The sequence below is a fragment of the Paenibacillus sp. P13VS genome, assembly GCF_015143645.1.
In the GTDB taxonomy this organism is placed as follows: Bacteria; Bacillota; Bacilli; order Paenibacillales; family Paenibacillaceae; genus Paenibacillus; species Paenibacillus xylanilyticus_A.
Window position 1 is genome coordinate 1 of the sequence record NZ_WYEV01000025.1, and the last position, 15,597, is coordinate 15,597.

Annotated in this window: 16 protein-coding genes, 3 tRNA genes and 2 rRNA genes; 3 read left to right on the forward strand and 18 right to left on the reverse strand. The window is 44.1% G+C overall.

The window, feature by feature from the left end; all coding sequences use genetic code 11:
• The 3 genes from GUA98_RS29085 to zwf all read right to left on the reverse strand — a co-directional run.
• Positions 1-689, reverse strand: a 689-nt coding sequence (locus GUA98_RS29085; protein ID WP_193725191.1) for an NAD(P)-binding domain-containing protein, incomplete at its 3' end; no start/stop codon positions are given.
• Between the two features lie 71 nt (positions 690-760).
• Positions 761-1,426, reverse strand: coding sequence for a fructose-6-phosphate aldolase (gene fsa, locus GUA98_RS29090; protein WP_153979095.1), 666 nt, complete (start codon positions 1,424-1,426; stop codon positions 761-763).
• Between the two features lie 32 nt (positions 1,427-1,458).
• Positions 1,459-2,982 (reverse strand): glucose-6-phosphate dehydrogenase, encoded by a 1,524-nt coding sequence (gene zwf, locus GUA98_RS29095; protein ID WP_193725192.1) that lies wholly within the window; start codon positions 2,980-2,982, stop codon positions 1,459-1,461.
• 112 nt (positions 2,983-3,094) lie between these two features.
• Between zwf and GUA98_RS29100 the strand changes: the two genes are divergently transcribed.
• Positions 3,095-3,979: a LysR family transcriptional regulator gene (locus tag GUA98_RS29100; protein ID WP_095286386.1), complete on the forward strand. Its 885-nt coding sequence runs from the start codon at positions 3,095-3,097 to the stop codon at positions 3,977-3,979.
• Positions 3,980-4,115: 136 nt separating this feature from the next.
• Here GUA98_RS29100 and GUA98_RS29105 read toward each other — a convergent pair whose 3' ends face one another.
• Both GUA98_RS29105 and GUA98_RS29110 read right to left on the reverse strand, forming a co-directional pair.
• The gene (locus GUA98_RS29105) at positions 4,116-4,796 is read right to left on the reverse strand and encodes a hypothetical protein (RefSeq protein WP_193725193.1); all 681 of its coding nucleotides are present in this window, start codon (positions 4,794-4,796) and stop codon (positions 4,116-4,118) included.
• Positions 4,797-4,948: 152 nt separating this feature from the next.
• The gene (locus GUA98_RS29110) at positions 4,949-5,521 is read right to left on the reverse strand and encodes a cupin domain-containing protein (protein ID WP_193725194.1); all 573 of its coding nucleotides are present in this window, start codon (positions 5,519-5,521) and stop codon (positions 4,949-4,951) included.
• Between the two features lie 181 nt (positions 5,522-5,702).
• Between GUA98_RS29110 and GUA98_RS29115 the strand changes: the two genes are divergently transcribed.
• A complete protein-coding gene (locus GUA98_RS29115; protein ID WP_193725195.1) occupies positions 5,703-6,425 on the forward strand; it encodes a hypothetical protein in 723 nt (240 codons plus the stop codon).
• 125 nt (positions 6,426-6,550) lie between these two features.
• Here GUA98_RS29115 and GUA98_RS29120 read toward each other — a convergent pair whose 3' ends face one another.
• Positions 6,551-7,624: an ankyrin repeat domain-containing protein gene (locus GUA98_RS29120; RefSeq protein WP_227780194.1), complete on the reverse strand. Its 1,074-nt coding sequence runs from the start codon at positions 7,622-7,624 to the stop codon at positions 6,551-6,553.
• 185 nt (positions 7,625-7,809) lie between these two features.
• Between GUA98_RS29120 and GUA98_RS29125 the strand changes: the two genes are divergently transcribed.
• Positions 7,810-8,832 carry a serine hydrolase domain-containing protein gene (locus GUA98_RS29125; RefSeq protein WP_193725196.1) on the forward strand — a complete coding sequence of 341 codons (1,023 nt, stop codon included), beginning with the start codon at positions 7,810-7,812 and terminating at the stop codon, positions 8,830-8,832.
• Positions 8,833-8,926: 94 nt separating this feature from the next.
• Here GUA98_RS29125 and GUA98_RS29130 read toward each other — a convergent pair whose 3' ends face one another.
• The 12 genes from GUA98_RS29130 to GUA98_RS29185 all read right to left on the reverse strand — a co-directional run.
• A complete protein-coding gene (locus tag GUA98_RS29130; protein WP_193725197.1) occupies positions 8,927-9,958 on the reverse strand; it encodes a serine hydrolase domain-containing protein in 1,032 nt (343 codons plus the stop codon).
• Between the two features lie 45 nt (positions 9,959-10,003).
• Positions 10,004-10,483, reverse strand: a complete 480-nt coding sequence (locus GUA98_RS29135) for a CPCC family cysteine-rich protein (RefSeq protein ID WP_227780195.1) — start codon at positions 10,481-10,483, stop codon at positions 10,004-10,006.
• 111 nt (positions 10,484-10,594) lie between these two features.
• Positions 10,595-11,074, reverse strand: a complete 480-nt coding sequence (locus GUA98_RS29140) for a hypothetical protein (RefSeq protein WP_193725198.1) — start codon at positions 11,072-11,074, stop codon at positions 10,595-10,597.
• Between the two features lie 391 nt (positions 11,075-11,465).
• Positions 11,466-12,149, reverse strand: a complete 684-nt coding sequence (locus GUA98_RS29145) for a DUF1361 domain-containing protein (RefSeq protein WP_193725199.1) — start codon at positions 12,147-12,149, stop codon at positions 11,466-11,468.
• A 259-nt stretch (positions 12,150-12,408) separates the two neighbouring features.
• On the reverse strand, positions 12,409-13,338 hold the full coding sequence (locus tag GUA98_RS29150; protein ID WP_153979107.1) for a sigma-70 family RNA polymerase sigma factor: 930 nt from the start codon (positions 13,336-13,338) through the stop codon (positions 12,409-12,411).
• Between the two features lie 35 nt (positions 13,339-13,373).
• Positions 13,374-13,820, reverse strand: coding sequence for a carboxymuconolactone decarboxylase family protein (locus GUA98_RS29155; RefSeq protein WP_153979108.1), 447 nt, complete (start codon positions 13,818-13,820; stop codon positions 13,374-13,376).
• 90 nt (positions 13,821-13,910) lie between these two features.
• On the reverse strand, positions 13,911-14,717 hold the full coding sequence (locus GUA98_RS29160) for a cupin domain-containing protein (protein WP_153979109.1): 807 nt from the start codon (positions 14,715-14,717) through the stop codon (positions 13,911-13,913).
• A gap of 223 nt (positions 14,718-14,940) precedes the next feature.
• Positions 14,941-15,021, reverse strand: a tRNA-Leu gene (locus GUA98_RS29165).
• Positions 15,022-15,032: 11 nt separating this feature from the next.
• Positions 15,033-15,108 (reverse strand) — tRNA-Thr (locus GUA98_RS29170).
• A 6-nt stretch (positions 15,109-15,114) separates the two neighbouring features.
• Positions 15,115-15,191: transfer RNA gene (locus tag GUA98_RS29175), tRNA-Met, on the reverse strand.
• Positions 15,192-15,227: 36 nt separating this feature from the next.
• Positions 15,228-15,344, reverse strand: a 5S ribosomal RNA gene (gene rrf / locus GUA98_RS29180).
• 144 nt (positions 15,345-15,488) lie between these two features.
• A 23S ribosomal RNA gene (locus GUA98_RS29185) occupies positions 15,489-15,597 on the reverse strand; the annotation flags it as partial.

Sequence of the window (15,597 nt, forward strand, 5' to 3'; positions counted from 1 at the left end):
AGATAGCTGTCCAGTTCGCCTTGGTTCCACTCTGTGAAGATTTCGTGCAGCTCCTCAACGGAAACATTCAGAACGGATTTGAGCAGGTGGTAGGCTTCACCAATCAGCTGCATATCTCCATATTCAATACCGTTGTGCACCATTTTCACGTAGTGTCCGGCACCGTCTGGTCCGATGTACGTGCTGCAGGCATCATCGCCAACTTTGGCAGAGATCGCTGTCAGAATCGGTTCAACCAGTTCGTATGCACTTTCTTGACCACCTGGCATGATTGCTGGGCCTTTCAGTGCGCCTTCTTCGCCGCCGGATACACCAGCGCCAATGAAACGGAATCCTTTCTCTTCCAGCTCTTTGCTGCGACGCTGCGTGTCAGGGAAGTAGGCGTTACCTCCATCAATAATGATATCGCCCTCATCCAGATGAGGCAGCAATTGTTCAATCGTCGCGTCAGTCGCTTTACCGGCTTGAACCATGATCAGAATTTTGCGCGGGGATTCCAGGGATGCCACGAACTCTTCAATGGAGAACGCGCCAGTCAGGTTTTTTCCCTCAGCTTCTTTCAGAAGATCATTCGTTTTCTCCGGGGAACGGTTGAACACCGATACGGAAAATCCCTTACTTTCAATATTCAGGGCCAAGTTTTTGCCCATTACTGCAAGTCCAATAACACCAATCTGTTGTTTACTCATTATGTCCTCCCCATGCTCTTTGTTTTATAGGAAACGTAAGTCTGATTAAATTCGCTAATCAGAAGTTTCGCTTATTGAACTGTTTTTTTCCAGTCCGCTGCGAATTTATCCATGCCTTGATCCGTCAGTGGGTGTTTGGAAATTTGTTCAATTACAGAGAATGGAACCGTAGCAATATGTGCTCCAGCCATCGCTACACGTGTAACGTGGTCTGGGTGTCTTACGGAAGCTGCGATAATTTGAGCATCCAGGTTATGTGTACGGAACAATTCAGCTACTTTGGAAACCAATTGAACACCATCTTCCGAAATATCATCCAGACGTCCGAGGAATGGAGATACATAAGTTGCACCTGCACGTGCTGCAAGGAGTGCCTGATTGACAGTGAAGATCAACGTTACGTTCGTTTTAACACCTTTTTTGGTCAGGTAACGGCAAGCTTCCAGTCCTGCAAGGGTCATTGGCAGCTTGATTGTAATGTTTTTGTCGTTATTGTTGATTTTGATCAGTTCATTGGCTTGAGCGATCATTTCTTCAGCTGTAAGGGCATCCGGTGTTACTTCTGCAGATACGGATTCAACTTCAGGTACTTCACGCAAGATTTCCTCAATGCGATCTTCAAATTTAATGCCTTCTTTGGCTACCAGTGATGGGTTCGTTGTTACACCAGACAGGACGCCGATTTTGTATGCTTTTTTGATGTCTTCCAAGTTTGCTGTATCGATGAAAAATTTCATGTTAAAACCCTCCAGTTAATTTGTGTTTTGAATTACAAGTTTGAATTGACAGCTAGTGGTGCAGCCAGTACATCTTCAGCAGATTGTTCTGACGGCTCATCGAACCACCAGTGATGACCTTCGGCAGCAAGCATCTCGTCTGATTCCACAGGACCATAGCTACCTGCAGGGTAGAGATGAAGTGGCAGCAGATTTTCCTCAAATGCCTCCAAGATCGGTTGAACCCAAGCCCAAGACAATTCAACTTCATCCCAATGAGCGAAGAACGTTGGATCCCCTTGAAGGGCATCACGGATCAGGTTCTCATAAGCTTCGGCAAGATCTCCCCGATCAGGTGCCAAATCAATGTGAACCGGCTTGAACTCCCCTTTGTTCTGAGGGTCACTCGCATTGAGCTGAAGCGTCATGCTTTGATCAGGACTCATTTCAATGACAAGCAGATTCGGCTTGGAGCCATTGCTCTTCACTGCATTTGACTGACCAGACGGTTCCTTGAATTCGATGACGATACGTGTTGATTTCTCCTTCATTCGTTTACCTGTGCGGATATAGAATGGAACACCGCGCCAGAAGAAGTCATCAATCTGCAATTTCGCAGCAATAAAGGTATCGTTCATTGTATTTTCGGCAACGCCCGGCTCGGCAGCATACGCGCTCACCGCTTTGCCTTGGATGGATCCTTCAGCATATTGTCCACGAATCACGCTTGCACCCACATTTTGTTTCTGCAGCGGCTCGATCGATTCCATAATATGCTTTTTCTTCAGTCCAACCTTTTCGGTCGTGCTGTTATATGGAAGCTGGATAGCCATCATCATGAGCAATTGCAGCATGTGATTCTGGAACATATCCCGCACAGCTCCTACATGATCATAATAGGAAGCACGCTCCTCCACACCAACAGTCTCGTTGGCCGTGATTTGCACGTTGGAGATGTACCGGTTGTTCCATAATGCTTTCATGATCGGATTGCTCTGATGCAAGGTTTCCAAACGCTGTACCATCGGTTTGCCAAGATAATGGTCAATCCGATAGATCTCTTCTTCCGTGAACGCCTCACTCAGTTTGCGGTTAAGATCACGGGCCGATTGCAGATCATGACCGAACGGTTTCTCAATCACGAGGCGCTTCCAGCCATTGGTGGATCCAAGTCCGCTGCTTTGAATATTTTCTGCGATCGGTTCGAAGAATTCTGGTCCGACAGACAGATAGAACAGGCGATTGGACGGAATGTCCAGCTCTGCTTCTCTCTGTTCAACCAATTTTAACAGCTGTATATAATCTTCCTTATGGCTAATATTCAATACATTGTATCGAAAAGCCTGCACGAACGACTTCACACGTTCTGGATCCGCTTGGCGTCTAGAGAATTCATTCAGTGACTTTTCAACTTGTGCCTGAAAAAATTCATCAGACCATTCTCTACGGCCCAGGCCAATCAGTGAGAAGGTTTCAGGAAGTTTCTGCTCAATATATAAATTGTATAAGGCAGGATATATTTTTCTTTTGGCTAAATCGCCAGTAGCACCAAATAAAATAATGCTCGTTGGTTCCATATCACCGTTCTCCTTCCAAGTAACTCTGGTTTCTTTGCTGTAGTTACACTATAATACGTTTTATAGCCATACAAGTAATTAATATATTTCACAGGAGCTATAGATAATATCTATGACAACAAATTATGAGTTATATAAAGTCTTTTACTGGGCTGCCAAAACCGGAAGTTTGACTCAAGCCGCCAAGGCACTCTATATCACCCAACCCAGCGTCAGCCATGCCATCAAGCAGTTGGAGGAGAGTTTCGGCCTTACGTTGTTTTATCGCAATTCCAAAGGAGTGGCATTGACTCAGGAAGGCGTTAGCCTATATTCCTATATTGAGCAATCCCAGATCCTAATCTCACTTGCGGAAGAGAAAATGGCTGCATTGAAAAGTCTCGACAGTGGAGAGCTTCGAATCGGCGGCAGTGACTCCTTGTTCAAGCATTACATGCTTGCCTACCTGGAAGAATTCCATACTCTTTATCCCAACATTAAGCTGCATCTCAGTCATGGGACAACGCCTGAAGTCATTACCTTTTTGAAAGAGGGCAAAATTGATCTCGGTGTTGTACGGATGCCGATTGTTGATCCGCAGCTGGAGGTCCGCGAAAGCATACAGCTTAAGGATTGCTTCGTCGCAGGCGAACGTTATGCCCAGTTGAAGGACAAAGTCATGACACTGGATATGCTGCTTGAACACCAGCTTATTCTCTTCTCGCGGAACAGCCGGGTTCGGATGGCCATTACGGAATTGTTTAATAGCTACGGTTACACACTGAAGCCTGAAATTGAGGTCGGAAGCGTGGATCTGCTCATTGAATTCGCACGGCGGGGATTGGGTATTTCCTATGTAACCCGTGAGTTTATCTCCAAGGAGCTGGAAGAAGGTTCACTGTTTGAAATTCAGCTCGATGTCCCTCTTCCCCCTTCACATGTGGGGATTATGACCAAACGGAATATGCCTATTTCCCTGGCAGCCAATCGATTTATGGACCTTATTTTTAAAAGTTAAATAACTCCCTTAACACAAACAAGTGCTTCTACTCCTGGTTAGGAACAAGAAGCACTTGTTTATTGACGACTTGATATTGCTCTAATTAAAAAACTTACTTTTTACTCGTGAAAAACTTTTCGCTGTTTCATGCTCATTACACTCCGTACATTTGCTCCAGTTCCAGTAGACGGCTCTTGATTCGCTGTGGAATAGTCTCAAATAACTTGTCCCATATCATAAACTTTTCCGGTCCAAGTATATACTCCTCGAACTGCATTGCGGGCACAAAGGCTTTTGTCTGGAGATATTTCCGTACCCGGGCATCAATTCTTTCATTAGTCTCATAATCATTTTTGAACAAGTCATTTACCAATAGGCCGTCACATCCGGCTTGGATACCTGCAGCGGAATACAAATCGGGCAGCAGCTCAAACACGACAGGCAGCGGGGAGAACGCGTGCTTACCTGGCTGCGAATAGAGGCAGACGTGACGATCAACCATATTTACCCGGTCCTTCAGCATCCCGCGCAGCACTTTACCGTGAAAACTGGCTTCACAATCCACTACCTCTCCATCATGACCTACATAGATCCATACATGTTCCATTTCATACAGGTGCCCAATCTCATAATCCCACCATATCGCATACTCAATCACAAATTGCACGGCCTCAACCGGGAAAAGGATCTCCCGCCTAAACGAAGGTGAAGGACCAGGTTTCTCTAACAGTGAAATTCCAACCAGATCCGGATAAAACGGTTCGTTCTGATCAAACATCAAAATGGGCGCATAACTCATCGCTTTTTCCAGCAATACCGTATCCATTGTCGTCATCCATGTTCCCCTCCGTTAACCCTATGTATGATTACAAGCTAAATCTATATTAACCAAGAATTCTACATGTGTATATTTGTGCAAAACAAAAGCCCGCAACCAGACACGTATACTGGTCACAGGCTTTGCCATAATCTGCAATGAAACTAAAGTCATCCTTTGGTTTTGGATGCTGGGCTCACTTGGTCCGAAACGGACTCCACGCAACCAATTGGCGGTCCCAGGATCGCATCACTTTGTATGGATGCAACCGCTTGGGCATAGGCTTCTTCGTCAATGCAGTAGGCTCTATGAGCTACTTCAGGAGGTGTTGCAGCCAGGAAGTCTGCTCCTAGCACAATATCAGGCGTCGGCTGATCGAAGATAGTCAGCAAGTGAACATCGTCCGTATCTGCCACAAACCAGTGAAACCATCCTTTGGGAAAAATGGAGACTTGGCCAGGTTTCAAATGATAGTTAATTCGCCTCCGGGCAAAGGGATCAAACACGGAAGTTGTAATCTCCCCACTAATCAGAACAATCATTTCTGTCGAGTTGGTATGCCAGTGAGGCTGAACTATTATCCCCTTGCTCATGTGTATATTGAAGAAGCCATTTTGAATGGTTGGCAGTTGTTCTCCAAATAATTGCGTAACATAATTTCGCGGATCTCGCTGATAATTCAGTACAGCAGTGGAATCACCCGCGAGCTGAATATTCGGGATTTGCAAAATCGGATTGATCATGCTAATTTTTCCTCCTTATGGGCGAACATCTCATTGTTGTAATGTATGCCCGGAGCACTGAGATCATGCTGTTAAAAGGGGGCTGTGTATATCTTCACTCCTTGGTCTGTCTGTATTTTCTTGTGAGTCATGGCGTATATGCGGGTAAGAACATATAAGGACGGAAAGGTGGGATTATCATTTGAAGTGGAATACAATCACATATCTCGCACTCGGGATTATCGTCACTTTAGCTCTGGCAGCCTATAGTTCAGCTCCTAATGAGCGTTCGGAGATTCAAACCCCAGATAACATGCAGAAGCAACAGGAAATCCAGATGGACAGCAATCCAGTGACGGAAATTGAAGCATTATCACAAGGAGCCCGAACTAACAAGAAGTCCAGTGAACCACAGGAGGGTCAGTCACTGTCCGTTACCGAAGCATCCACAAGCATTATTAAAGCTCTTCAAGAAAAAGACATGGTGACTGTAGCTTCATGGGCTTCAGAGGATGGAGTCCGCTTCTCCCCTTTTGCCAACATTGACCCAGTCAATGATCTGGTGTTCTCACCAGATGAGATTAGCAACCTACTGAGAGATCCGACCAGATATGTATGGCGAACCGTACCTGATCATGATGATGACAAAATCAAAATGACCTATGCCGATTATCATTTTAAATATGTGTATAACAAGGACTTTATTCATGATGGCGAAAACGCCGTGAATGTTCTTCTTGGCCAAGATGCTCATCCTGGCAATTTACACGAGATATATCCTGAGGCCAATCATGATTTCGTTGAATTCCATGTTAAAGGCACAGACGCCGAGGGAAGAGATTGGCATACACTTCGTCTGGTATTTGAAAAGATCGGGCAGGACCCTATCCTTGTCGGAATGGTCCATGATCAAGGAAGAACATGATCTCTCCCAGCTCAGGTTGGCTATAATGGCATTACGATCTTCGCCCCAGAAGCTTGATGTACAAACTGGTCCGGTAGCTGAATAATAAAAAGCCTGTTTCTACTAAGAGAATCAGGCTCTTCAAACTACATATCATCAAAAAAATCTGATAATTTCTTCCCGGGATCAACCAGTATATCAGTAAGGGGAGCTATATTCCCATATTCCTGATGTTCTAAATCAACGTAACCAATCATCTTTTTACTGGGATTCCAGACCAGATGAATATGGGAGTATTGATCTACATCCGCGGATAAACGAAGCAATTTTTGTCTGCCCATCTTCATCTCCACAGTGTCTAACAGACTAAAGAATTCTACATATTTAATCCCTGATTCGTTATCAGGCAATTCCAATCTCCGCGGTCCTTCGTTAAGAAAATGAACGAGTTCCTTCGGCAGATTGTAAGGCTTCAACGCATGCAACTTGTTACTTAAGTCATGGAATTCCTTCGGTTCGCGAGCCTTTAAGTAATCGGCCATCTCGTCATTTTTTTGACTAACCGCAATCGTGTATGCCCGTTCCCCATCCTTTTCCTGAATGGTCACATCTGCCCCCTGTTCCACGAGAAATTGAACCATCTTCATATTGTTGTTGCGAGCAGCGACAGTAAGCGGGGTTGCTCTATAAGGGTACACCATATCTGGTTCATTATAGTTAATGTCTACCCCTTCATCCAGCAAGTACTGTATTGTTTTCATATCATGGTCTGACACTGCTGTGCGCAATGTTTTCCCACCATATTTCCGAATATCCAATCCAAGCTCGTTCAGCACAGGTATATTCTTTTTGTTGCCGTAATAGGCCTCATCGTACGCACTCGATTTCACCTTGTTTAAACCAGTCAACTTCGCACCCTTCTGATGAAGATACCGGATGACCTCTTCTCCGCCATATCGGGCTGCGGTAAGAATAGCCGGCTTATCTTTCATATTGAGATTGACGCCGTTCTCTACGAATAGCTCTACGATCTTCTTTTGATTGGTGATCAAAGCAAGCTCTAGCGGTGTCAAAGCTATGTATTTGCTGAGGGCAATAGGTTCTTCCAAGTCCACACCCCCTCTAATCCTTTCTTCTACGGCAGCAGTGTCTCCCTTATAGATCGCCATGGCGAAATCAGGCAGCGTTTTAAACGTTCCTTGACTTCCAATTTTGAACAAAGGTGTACCCTCCAAGTTGGTTTATATTGATATGAAAACTACTTTTAATCATCTACTCTATTATACCTTCGATCTATATTTTTTGCCTAAACGGATCTCATCTCCTTTACCCCATTTGAGCTCTGCACTTTCCTATGCTAATATTATGAACACCTATTTTATAAACAACCTCAGAAAGGAACAATATGAATCCTTCATCCGTACAATCTATTTTTCAACAACAGATTCCGTCATTGGATCTGCGAAGCTGTCTCGTCAGTATGCAAGGGGAGAACATATACAAGCATTATCGCAATCAAGAGGCAGCAAGTCAGATCGCCAAAGTCAATTCTTGCACCAAAAGCGTGCTGTCTGCACTTATCTGTATCGCTATGGATCACGGTTGGCTGCCCGATGCATCTACTCCATTGTCCGCCTTTTTTCCGGCGCTGCTTTCAGATCCTGACCCCCGTAAATCGCAAATTACCCTGGAACAGCTGCTCACCATGACAGCAGGTTTCAACTGGGATGAGTTTAACGGACAGAATTCGTTCCCACGTATGACACGCACGGAGCATTGGGTGAACTTTGCATTGGAACAACGTCTCAGTCATACACCCGGAACTCATATGGAATACAATTCGGGGGTCTCCCAAATTCTTGCGGCCATCCTTATGCAACATACTGGAATGAGTGTAGCTGGATTCGCAGAACGTTATTTATTTGGTCCATTAGGGATTACGGAGTATCATTGGGAGTGTGATCCTCAGGGTGTACATACAGGAGGATTTGGGTTAAAGATGCTGCCCGATGATTTGCTGAAATTCGGTCAGCTCTTCTTGCAGGAAGGCATGTGGCATGGTGAGCGTTTGATTTCAGCTGAACTGGTTAACCGTTCTACAGAAGCATTCATTACTGTGACACCACCGAACCGTGGGAGCTACGGCTGGCACTGGTGGGTCGATACTTGCAAGAGTGATAAACCATCTGAATTTAGTGAAGAACGTACGCCACCGCCTTCGTCAGAGTCCACATCCATTAACAGCGCTGACCGAAACAAAACTGTACTCGACTATTATTACGCCCGCGGATTTGGCGGTCAGTTTGTATACATTGTTCCTCAGCTGGAGCTAGTTACGGTCCTGACGAACGACAAGCGAAAAAAGGAAAAGCCTCCTTTGGATGTTTTCCCTAGACTGATCGCTCCACAGTTAATTGGCCTATTATAGGCCGCATCTATCAGTTTATATTAATCCTTTATAACCCCAACCATGACCAGATATTTTCTGATGGTTGGGGTTGCTCGCGTTCATTTTCAACTCGTTACACCTCAAAAAGTGTCTCTTCAATAGCACGCGTTATCGGATACGGACCTGACTCCCTATTGGAGAGAACGACCAGTTGCGCCGCATGTTCAGGATATACCGAAGACATAAACGACACGCCAGGATCAAATCCCATGACATGTATTTTGAATATCCCTTCATTTTTTAGATCAACCCAAACACCACGTCCATAGTAAGTCTCACCTTCTTCATGAACATGAGATGTAATCAGTTGTTGTGTTGTCGATTCATTCAATAATTGATAAGTTAACAGTCCATCCCAGAAACGAATCATATCAGGTGCTGTTGTATACGCCCCACCATCGGCTCCGCCCTTGATAGGGATCGAGAATATGTTGGTGTTCCAGGTTCCATCCTCATGGTCGATATATCCGATTGCTGTGTTTCGAGGAAGCTGATCGGTCAAAAAGTAACCGGAATTCGTCATTCCGCACCGTTTAAAAATGTGTTCCTCTACATATTCCGTGAAGGGTTGTCCCGATTGTTCTTCCACAATTAAGCCTAACACGATAAATCCCGCATTATTATAGTGGAAACGTTCACCCGGAGCTGACTTCATCGGCAGATGCTGGAACATCGGCAAAAAGTCGCTCCCATTCCGCATGGAATAGACGGGCCGTTCTTTCCACAATTCAGCGAAATCCTCCATGACCTCTTCATCAAAGTAATCCGGTATGCCTGAGGTGTGCGTTAGCAAATGATGAATGGTAATCTCCTTGTTCCACAGAGGAAAATCAATAGTAGTTAATGCATCCACAAGCTTTGTGTCATATGACAGCCTGCCCTGTTCAATCAGTTGACATATGCTCACTGCCGTAAATATTTTGCACCCTGAAGCAATTCCGAATCGGGTATCGATCTGGTTGAGAAGCTCATCGCTGCGATTCGCGTATCCACGGCTCAGATTTAAAAGTGTCTGTCCGTTTTGTTTTAACAGAACTACACCTGAAAAATCATTAGAATTCATTACTTCTTCCACTTTGCGTGCTGCATCCGTTATATTCGTCATTTTTATTCACCTACTGTATTGATTTTTTTAAAGAAACATATCTTCTTAATCAGCCTTGTTATAAATCTCATATCGGTTATCAGTTACAAATTCAGCTCCCTTTTCAGAGCAAGCCCCATACTTTTCGTAATTACTCCTGCCTTCTGACAAGGTCATATGGTTGGGTCCACTATAACGGCTTGGCTCATTGTTACCATCGTCCTCCCAGAAGCAAACTGGACAAATATCATATTCCCCTCGTTGTTCCAAGGTTTCGTAATGACAACAGGGACAGGGTAATAATTTCTCTACGTAGCCTTCAACCTCAATAAGGATTCCTACGATCTTTGAGACGAGTTTAGATAAATATTCGTTAGGGATTCCGTAGAAACTGCCTTCTGTAACCTTCAATAACAATTCATTGTAACGGTTGTCCATTACATCATGTGTTGGTACATCTGAACTTAAGAGTTCCTCCTGCAGCTCTTTTGAAAAATGATGAAACTCAGGGTCTTGTTCATCGATTCCCCAAGAATTCCATAACATGGCCTCCCGTTCATCCCTAGTAAGTTTCGTAATATCCTTTTCTATGATTATCTTTATAGCCTCTTCCCTTAACACCATATCACCCCTAATATGTAGCTATTCTCTATCCTATTATGATTCCGCTATAAGCCCCTTTACTTTTGATTCAAATACTTCCCATTTTAAATCAAACCCTTTTTCAAAGCTCCACCCGTTTGAACGGAGTTTCTTGCCTAAATCAATGAAACTAGCACGCTGCTCCTCGTTTAAGCTCACATCAAAAGGTTCTTCACTATACTTGAACTGATCCAAGTACTCGAGCAATTCCCAGAACGTATCATCTTTCTTATTGTCTTCCTCCATTCCATGATTTAAGAGAATAGAATCAAGGGCATCATCAAGTTTCTCTGTAACAAGGGTTTCATTTTGCCAATTATGATCGATTTGGTACTGAATCGCCTCTTCAAGTTGAGCTAAATCTCTGTAAATGGAAGAATTCATTAATTCATTTTTAATTTCTTGCCTGCCTGCACGTTCATGATTTTGAAAAAACGCCAAATTCCCGAGCAGTGAGAATATAAAAATTACTTTAAACCAGTCTGATTTTTTCATGCTCTCCTCTTTTATCAAAGACTATAGTCAACCTAATGTTGCTTAATTGCATAGTACTTTTCATGGGTTCTTATTAAGGGTATATTCCTACTAGCAAAATTCTTGAATTTTAGTATAGCTATGCTACCCTGTCTGTAACTTTAATGAATGCTTACCTACTAAAGCACTAATTCCCCATACGTGGTACTGACATTCCAGATTGTATAGCTTTATTTAGAAACAACATCATTTATTAAACGCTTCTTCTTATGGTTTGGTTTGTTTTTAACACTAAAATATCCAGCCCTCTGGTTGAATGTTCCCGATAAAATAAAAAGCCGCTCTATAAGCGACATTAATCGGAATATGTTTTTATCTCTCGACATCTGAAGAAAGCCCAGATAGTTAATCATCACTTTTTATATGTAGACTTTGCGTTAACGAGATAATACAGCGTCACGTAGATGGTAAGTATAAATACGCCAAAAAACAGGCAAAATTCAAGCGATGGACGACTGATACTTTCTATCATTAAGTTAAACAGCGTATCACGGTTAGTTAGTGCATCCCAGCTGTTGAGTCGGTAGACTCTGCCTAGCAAGACACCGTAACTTCCCAACGCACAACCCGCCAATACAAAGACCCATGATGCCACATTTCCCAATTTTCGATGTATGACCTCCTGGAGCTGATACATGGACAGAAAACCAAGCAGTAGCCCTGTCCAGACAAACATCAGCAGGACAATCAGATCGTACCAATACTTGTAATCCAGACCGTTGCCAACATAATAACGGGAGCTTCGCGCCGTCAAATGAACAAGATCCGTTACGATATAAGACGCATTCGGGAAAAACAACAACCATAAGAGCCCACTTGCCACCGCAAGCCATGGAGCAGCTCTCCACTTCGATACACTGAAGCCATATGATATGTAAGAGAAAACAAAAGGAATCCAAGCCAAGAAGAGATTCCAGATGAGAAATCGGTAATAACGTTGGTCCATCCAATCAGCAGCTGCAAAGTACAGTCCTACCGTCACCACAGTAACTAAGCTTAGGAAAATAAAAACTTTAAAATAATTCAGCTGTCTCAATAGTGCCTACCTCACTTATTTTCGGAAATTGCGAATGATCACTTCCATCCTCATCCTAAAAATTGGATTAATCACCACATTAGGATCATACCACGTAATCGGTGAGAAACAAATTTATCCGAGTGTTCGGTACTGCTTGAGGTCCGTTGAAAAATATTATGCCAATAGTGGCATCCATACTTGCATAGCAAAAAAGCGGCTGTTCCGTTAATAGGAGCAAGCCGCTTTTAATTGTTCACTTCTTCTTCTCCGTTGCCGTTCAATGACCTCCTGCTGCAATGGTCTTCAATTTATCTGGGTTCACAACCAGATAAACGGCCTCAATTCGTTGACCGGACAAGTCGGACTGAAGGCATATGACTTCGCTTATCTCACCATTGTTCATGAGTGCAACCTGCACTTCTCCATTAATGATGGTTGGCACCCACTCCCGCTCCCTTAATCGGGTCAGCACACGCCGTGAAGTCAGAAGAGCTAGGACCCCCTTGTGAACCTTCATCGTTCTCATCACCGTATGTACACGCCCACCACCATCAGCAGTGAATACAGGTTGTTCAGAGAGCAGATCAAGCATGGCTGTTACATCATAAGCAAGGAAGGCAGTGGTGAAACGTGCAAGCAATTTTTCTCTGTTAGCATCATCTGTGGTGGTTTGAACCTTATCCGGAAGTTGATTGGGCAGGTTACGTCTGGCCCGACTGAAAATTTGACGGCAATTGCTCTCCGTTTTGCCAAGCCAATCGGCAATCTCACGGTACTCATACTGAAAGGCTTCACGAAGTACAAATACAGCCCGCTCCACGGGCGTCAAACGTTCCAGCAGTACCATATAAGCATAAGAGATCATTTCTTTCTGCTCATAGGTTTGCTCAGGCAGATCCACTGCCTCGCCTATTGGCTCCGGAAGCCACTCACCAACATAGTGTTCTCTTTGATTGCGAGCAGAATTCAGCAGATTCAGGCTCCGATTTACTACAAGTTTGGCAATGTAGGATTTGGGATGACGGATCACCTCGTCAGATCTACTTTGCAGCCCTGCAAAGCAGTCCTGTACGACATCCTCAGCCTCCACAACACTCCCAAGCATTCGATAAGCAATGGAGAACGCATATGCTTTATAACGGATATACAGTTCACCAACTTCCAGAGAAGACTCTTCCGGTTCAGTGGTGAGTTTATCAGGATTCATATGAAGGCCTCCTCTGGCAGCGGTATTTGAAATGTTTAATTAAAGCAGCCTGGATACATGCCTGTCGTGATTGCAATTCGGTTCCAGTTGTTAATGGTATTAATCGCCATAACCAGATCTACCAGTTCTTCTTCACTAAAGTGTTCCCGGACCTTATTGTATAATTCCAGTGGAACCCCTTGTTCAGAAATTCGGGTCACAGCTTCAGACAGTTCAAGCATAACACGTTCTTTTTCCGTAAATAAAGGAGCTTCGCGCCAAACGCTAAGCAGCAGGATATGATCTGAGTAATCACCAAGCTTCATCAGATCTTTGGCATGCATATCAAGACAGAAGGCACAGCCATTGATTTGTGAAACTCTGATTTTTAACAATTCATATAATACTTTATCCTCAAATTGACCCGATATAAACTGCTCCATTGCCATTAATGCCTTGAAAGCCCCTGTATTCGCTGCTCTGTAATTCATTCTCAAACTCATCTCATTCGCCTCCGTATTGTAGTGTACATACTGAAGACAAATGAACAGATGAATCTGTGACATTCATTTCAAAAAAATTAAGAAAGATAATTAGTATCTCCAACCATTACCAATAATAGGACGCTGTACAGTGTACGGCATATATTCGGACTCTGCTGGTACATAAGCAGCATTTGGATTATGCCCATACGTTGGATTCATTGGATCGGGGTAAATATATTCCGGACTTGGCGCGTATTGCATCTGTACATAAGGCTGAACGTTTGGTTGAACGTTTGGTTGAACGTTTGGTTGGATGTTTGGTTGGATGTTCGGCTGGCTGTTCGGTTTAGACATGTTATCGGCAGCTGGTGATACTTGAGTTGCACAATCAGCAGGCGGTCCAATGAATACTGTCTTTTGAATAGGAGCTAACGTCTCTTTAACCTTGTTCTCATCCAGACAATACGTATGGGCCAGCACACTTGCAGGCGTCAGACGCAGAATGTCTGAACCAAATATCGCTTCTGGGACCGGAGCATCGAAAATAGCCAGCAGGTGAGTCTGATCAACCGTCGCAACTTCATAATGCCACCAGCCTTGGGGAACATTCGCTACTTGGCCAGGACTAATTGGGAAGTTTAATAACTCGTTGGTAAAAGGGTTAATGAGGGATACGACAGCGGAACCACTAATACAATAGACCAGTTCTGTTGCATTTTGATGTATGTGAGGTTCAACGACATTGCCAGTACTCAAATAAATATCCAGCAGGGATGCATTTCCCAATGTATTTAGCTGTTTGATCGATAGGGAATTGATGTAGTTATTTTCATCCTTTTTGAACAATTGATTCTGGTTCACATCATACGTGAACTGTGTGGTTGGTAACGTATAATCCATATAAGAAGTCGCCAAAATTTAACGCCTGCCCTTCGCTCATGGTTTAGGTAAAAACCTATACGCCAGCTTATGCCCTGGGCATTTATGCGTGAGCCCAATTTTGCAGAAGCCGATTCCGGGGCAAATAAAAACATGAAAAAACCCTTGAGCCATTTCAAGGGTTCTGATTATACACAGAAAGGACCGAGAGTGAAGGTAATTAACCTTATACTCTAGGTCCTTTCTGTCCATACTGAGATGCGCGTGGAGGGACTTGAACCCCCACGTCAAAGACGCTAGATCCTAAGTCTAGTGCGTCTGCCAATTCCGCCACACGCGCATGTCGTACTATGGTGCCGGCGAGAGGACTTGAACCCCCAACCTACTGATTACAAGTCAGTTGCTCTACCAGTTGAGCTACACCGGCGTTTTATGGTAGCGGCAGAGGGGATCGAACCCCCGACCTCACGGGTATGAACCGTACGCTCTAGCCAGCTGAGCTACGCCGCCACATTATGTAGTTTAAAAAACACCCAAAAGGGTTTCGCTTGGCAGCGTCCTACTCTCCCAGGACCCTTCGGTCCAAGTACCATCGGCGCTAGAGGGCTTAACGGTCGTGTTCGGGATGGGTACGTGTGGAACCCCTCCGCTATCGCCACCAAACATGATTTTTGCGCTGTGATATCTTCGGTGAATCATCACCAGCAAAATATCAATCCTCAGAAAGGACATGCAGCTTAAATCTTACAAGGATTTGCTCCCTGAAAACTAGATCCGAAACGAAAACTTGCGACTTAAACCTGCAATTTGGATAAGCCCTCGACCGATTAGTACTGGTCAGCTCCATGCATTACTGCACTTCCACCCCCAGCCTATCTACCTCGTCGTCTTCAAGGGGTCTTACATACTGGGAAAT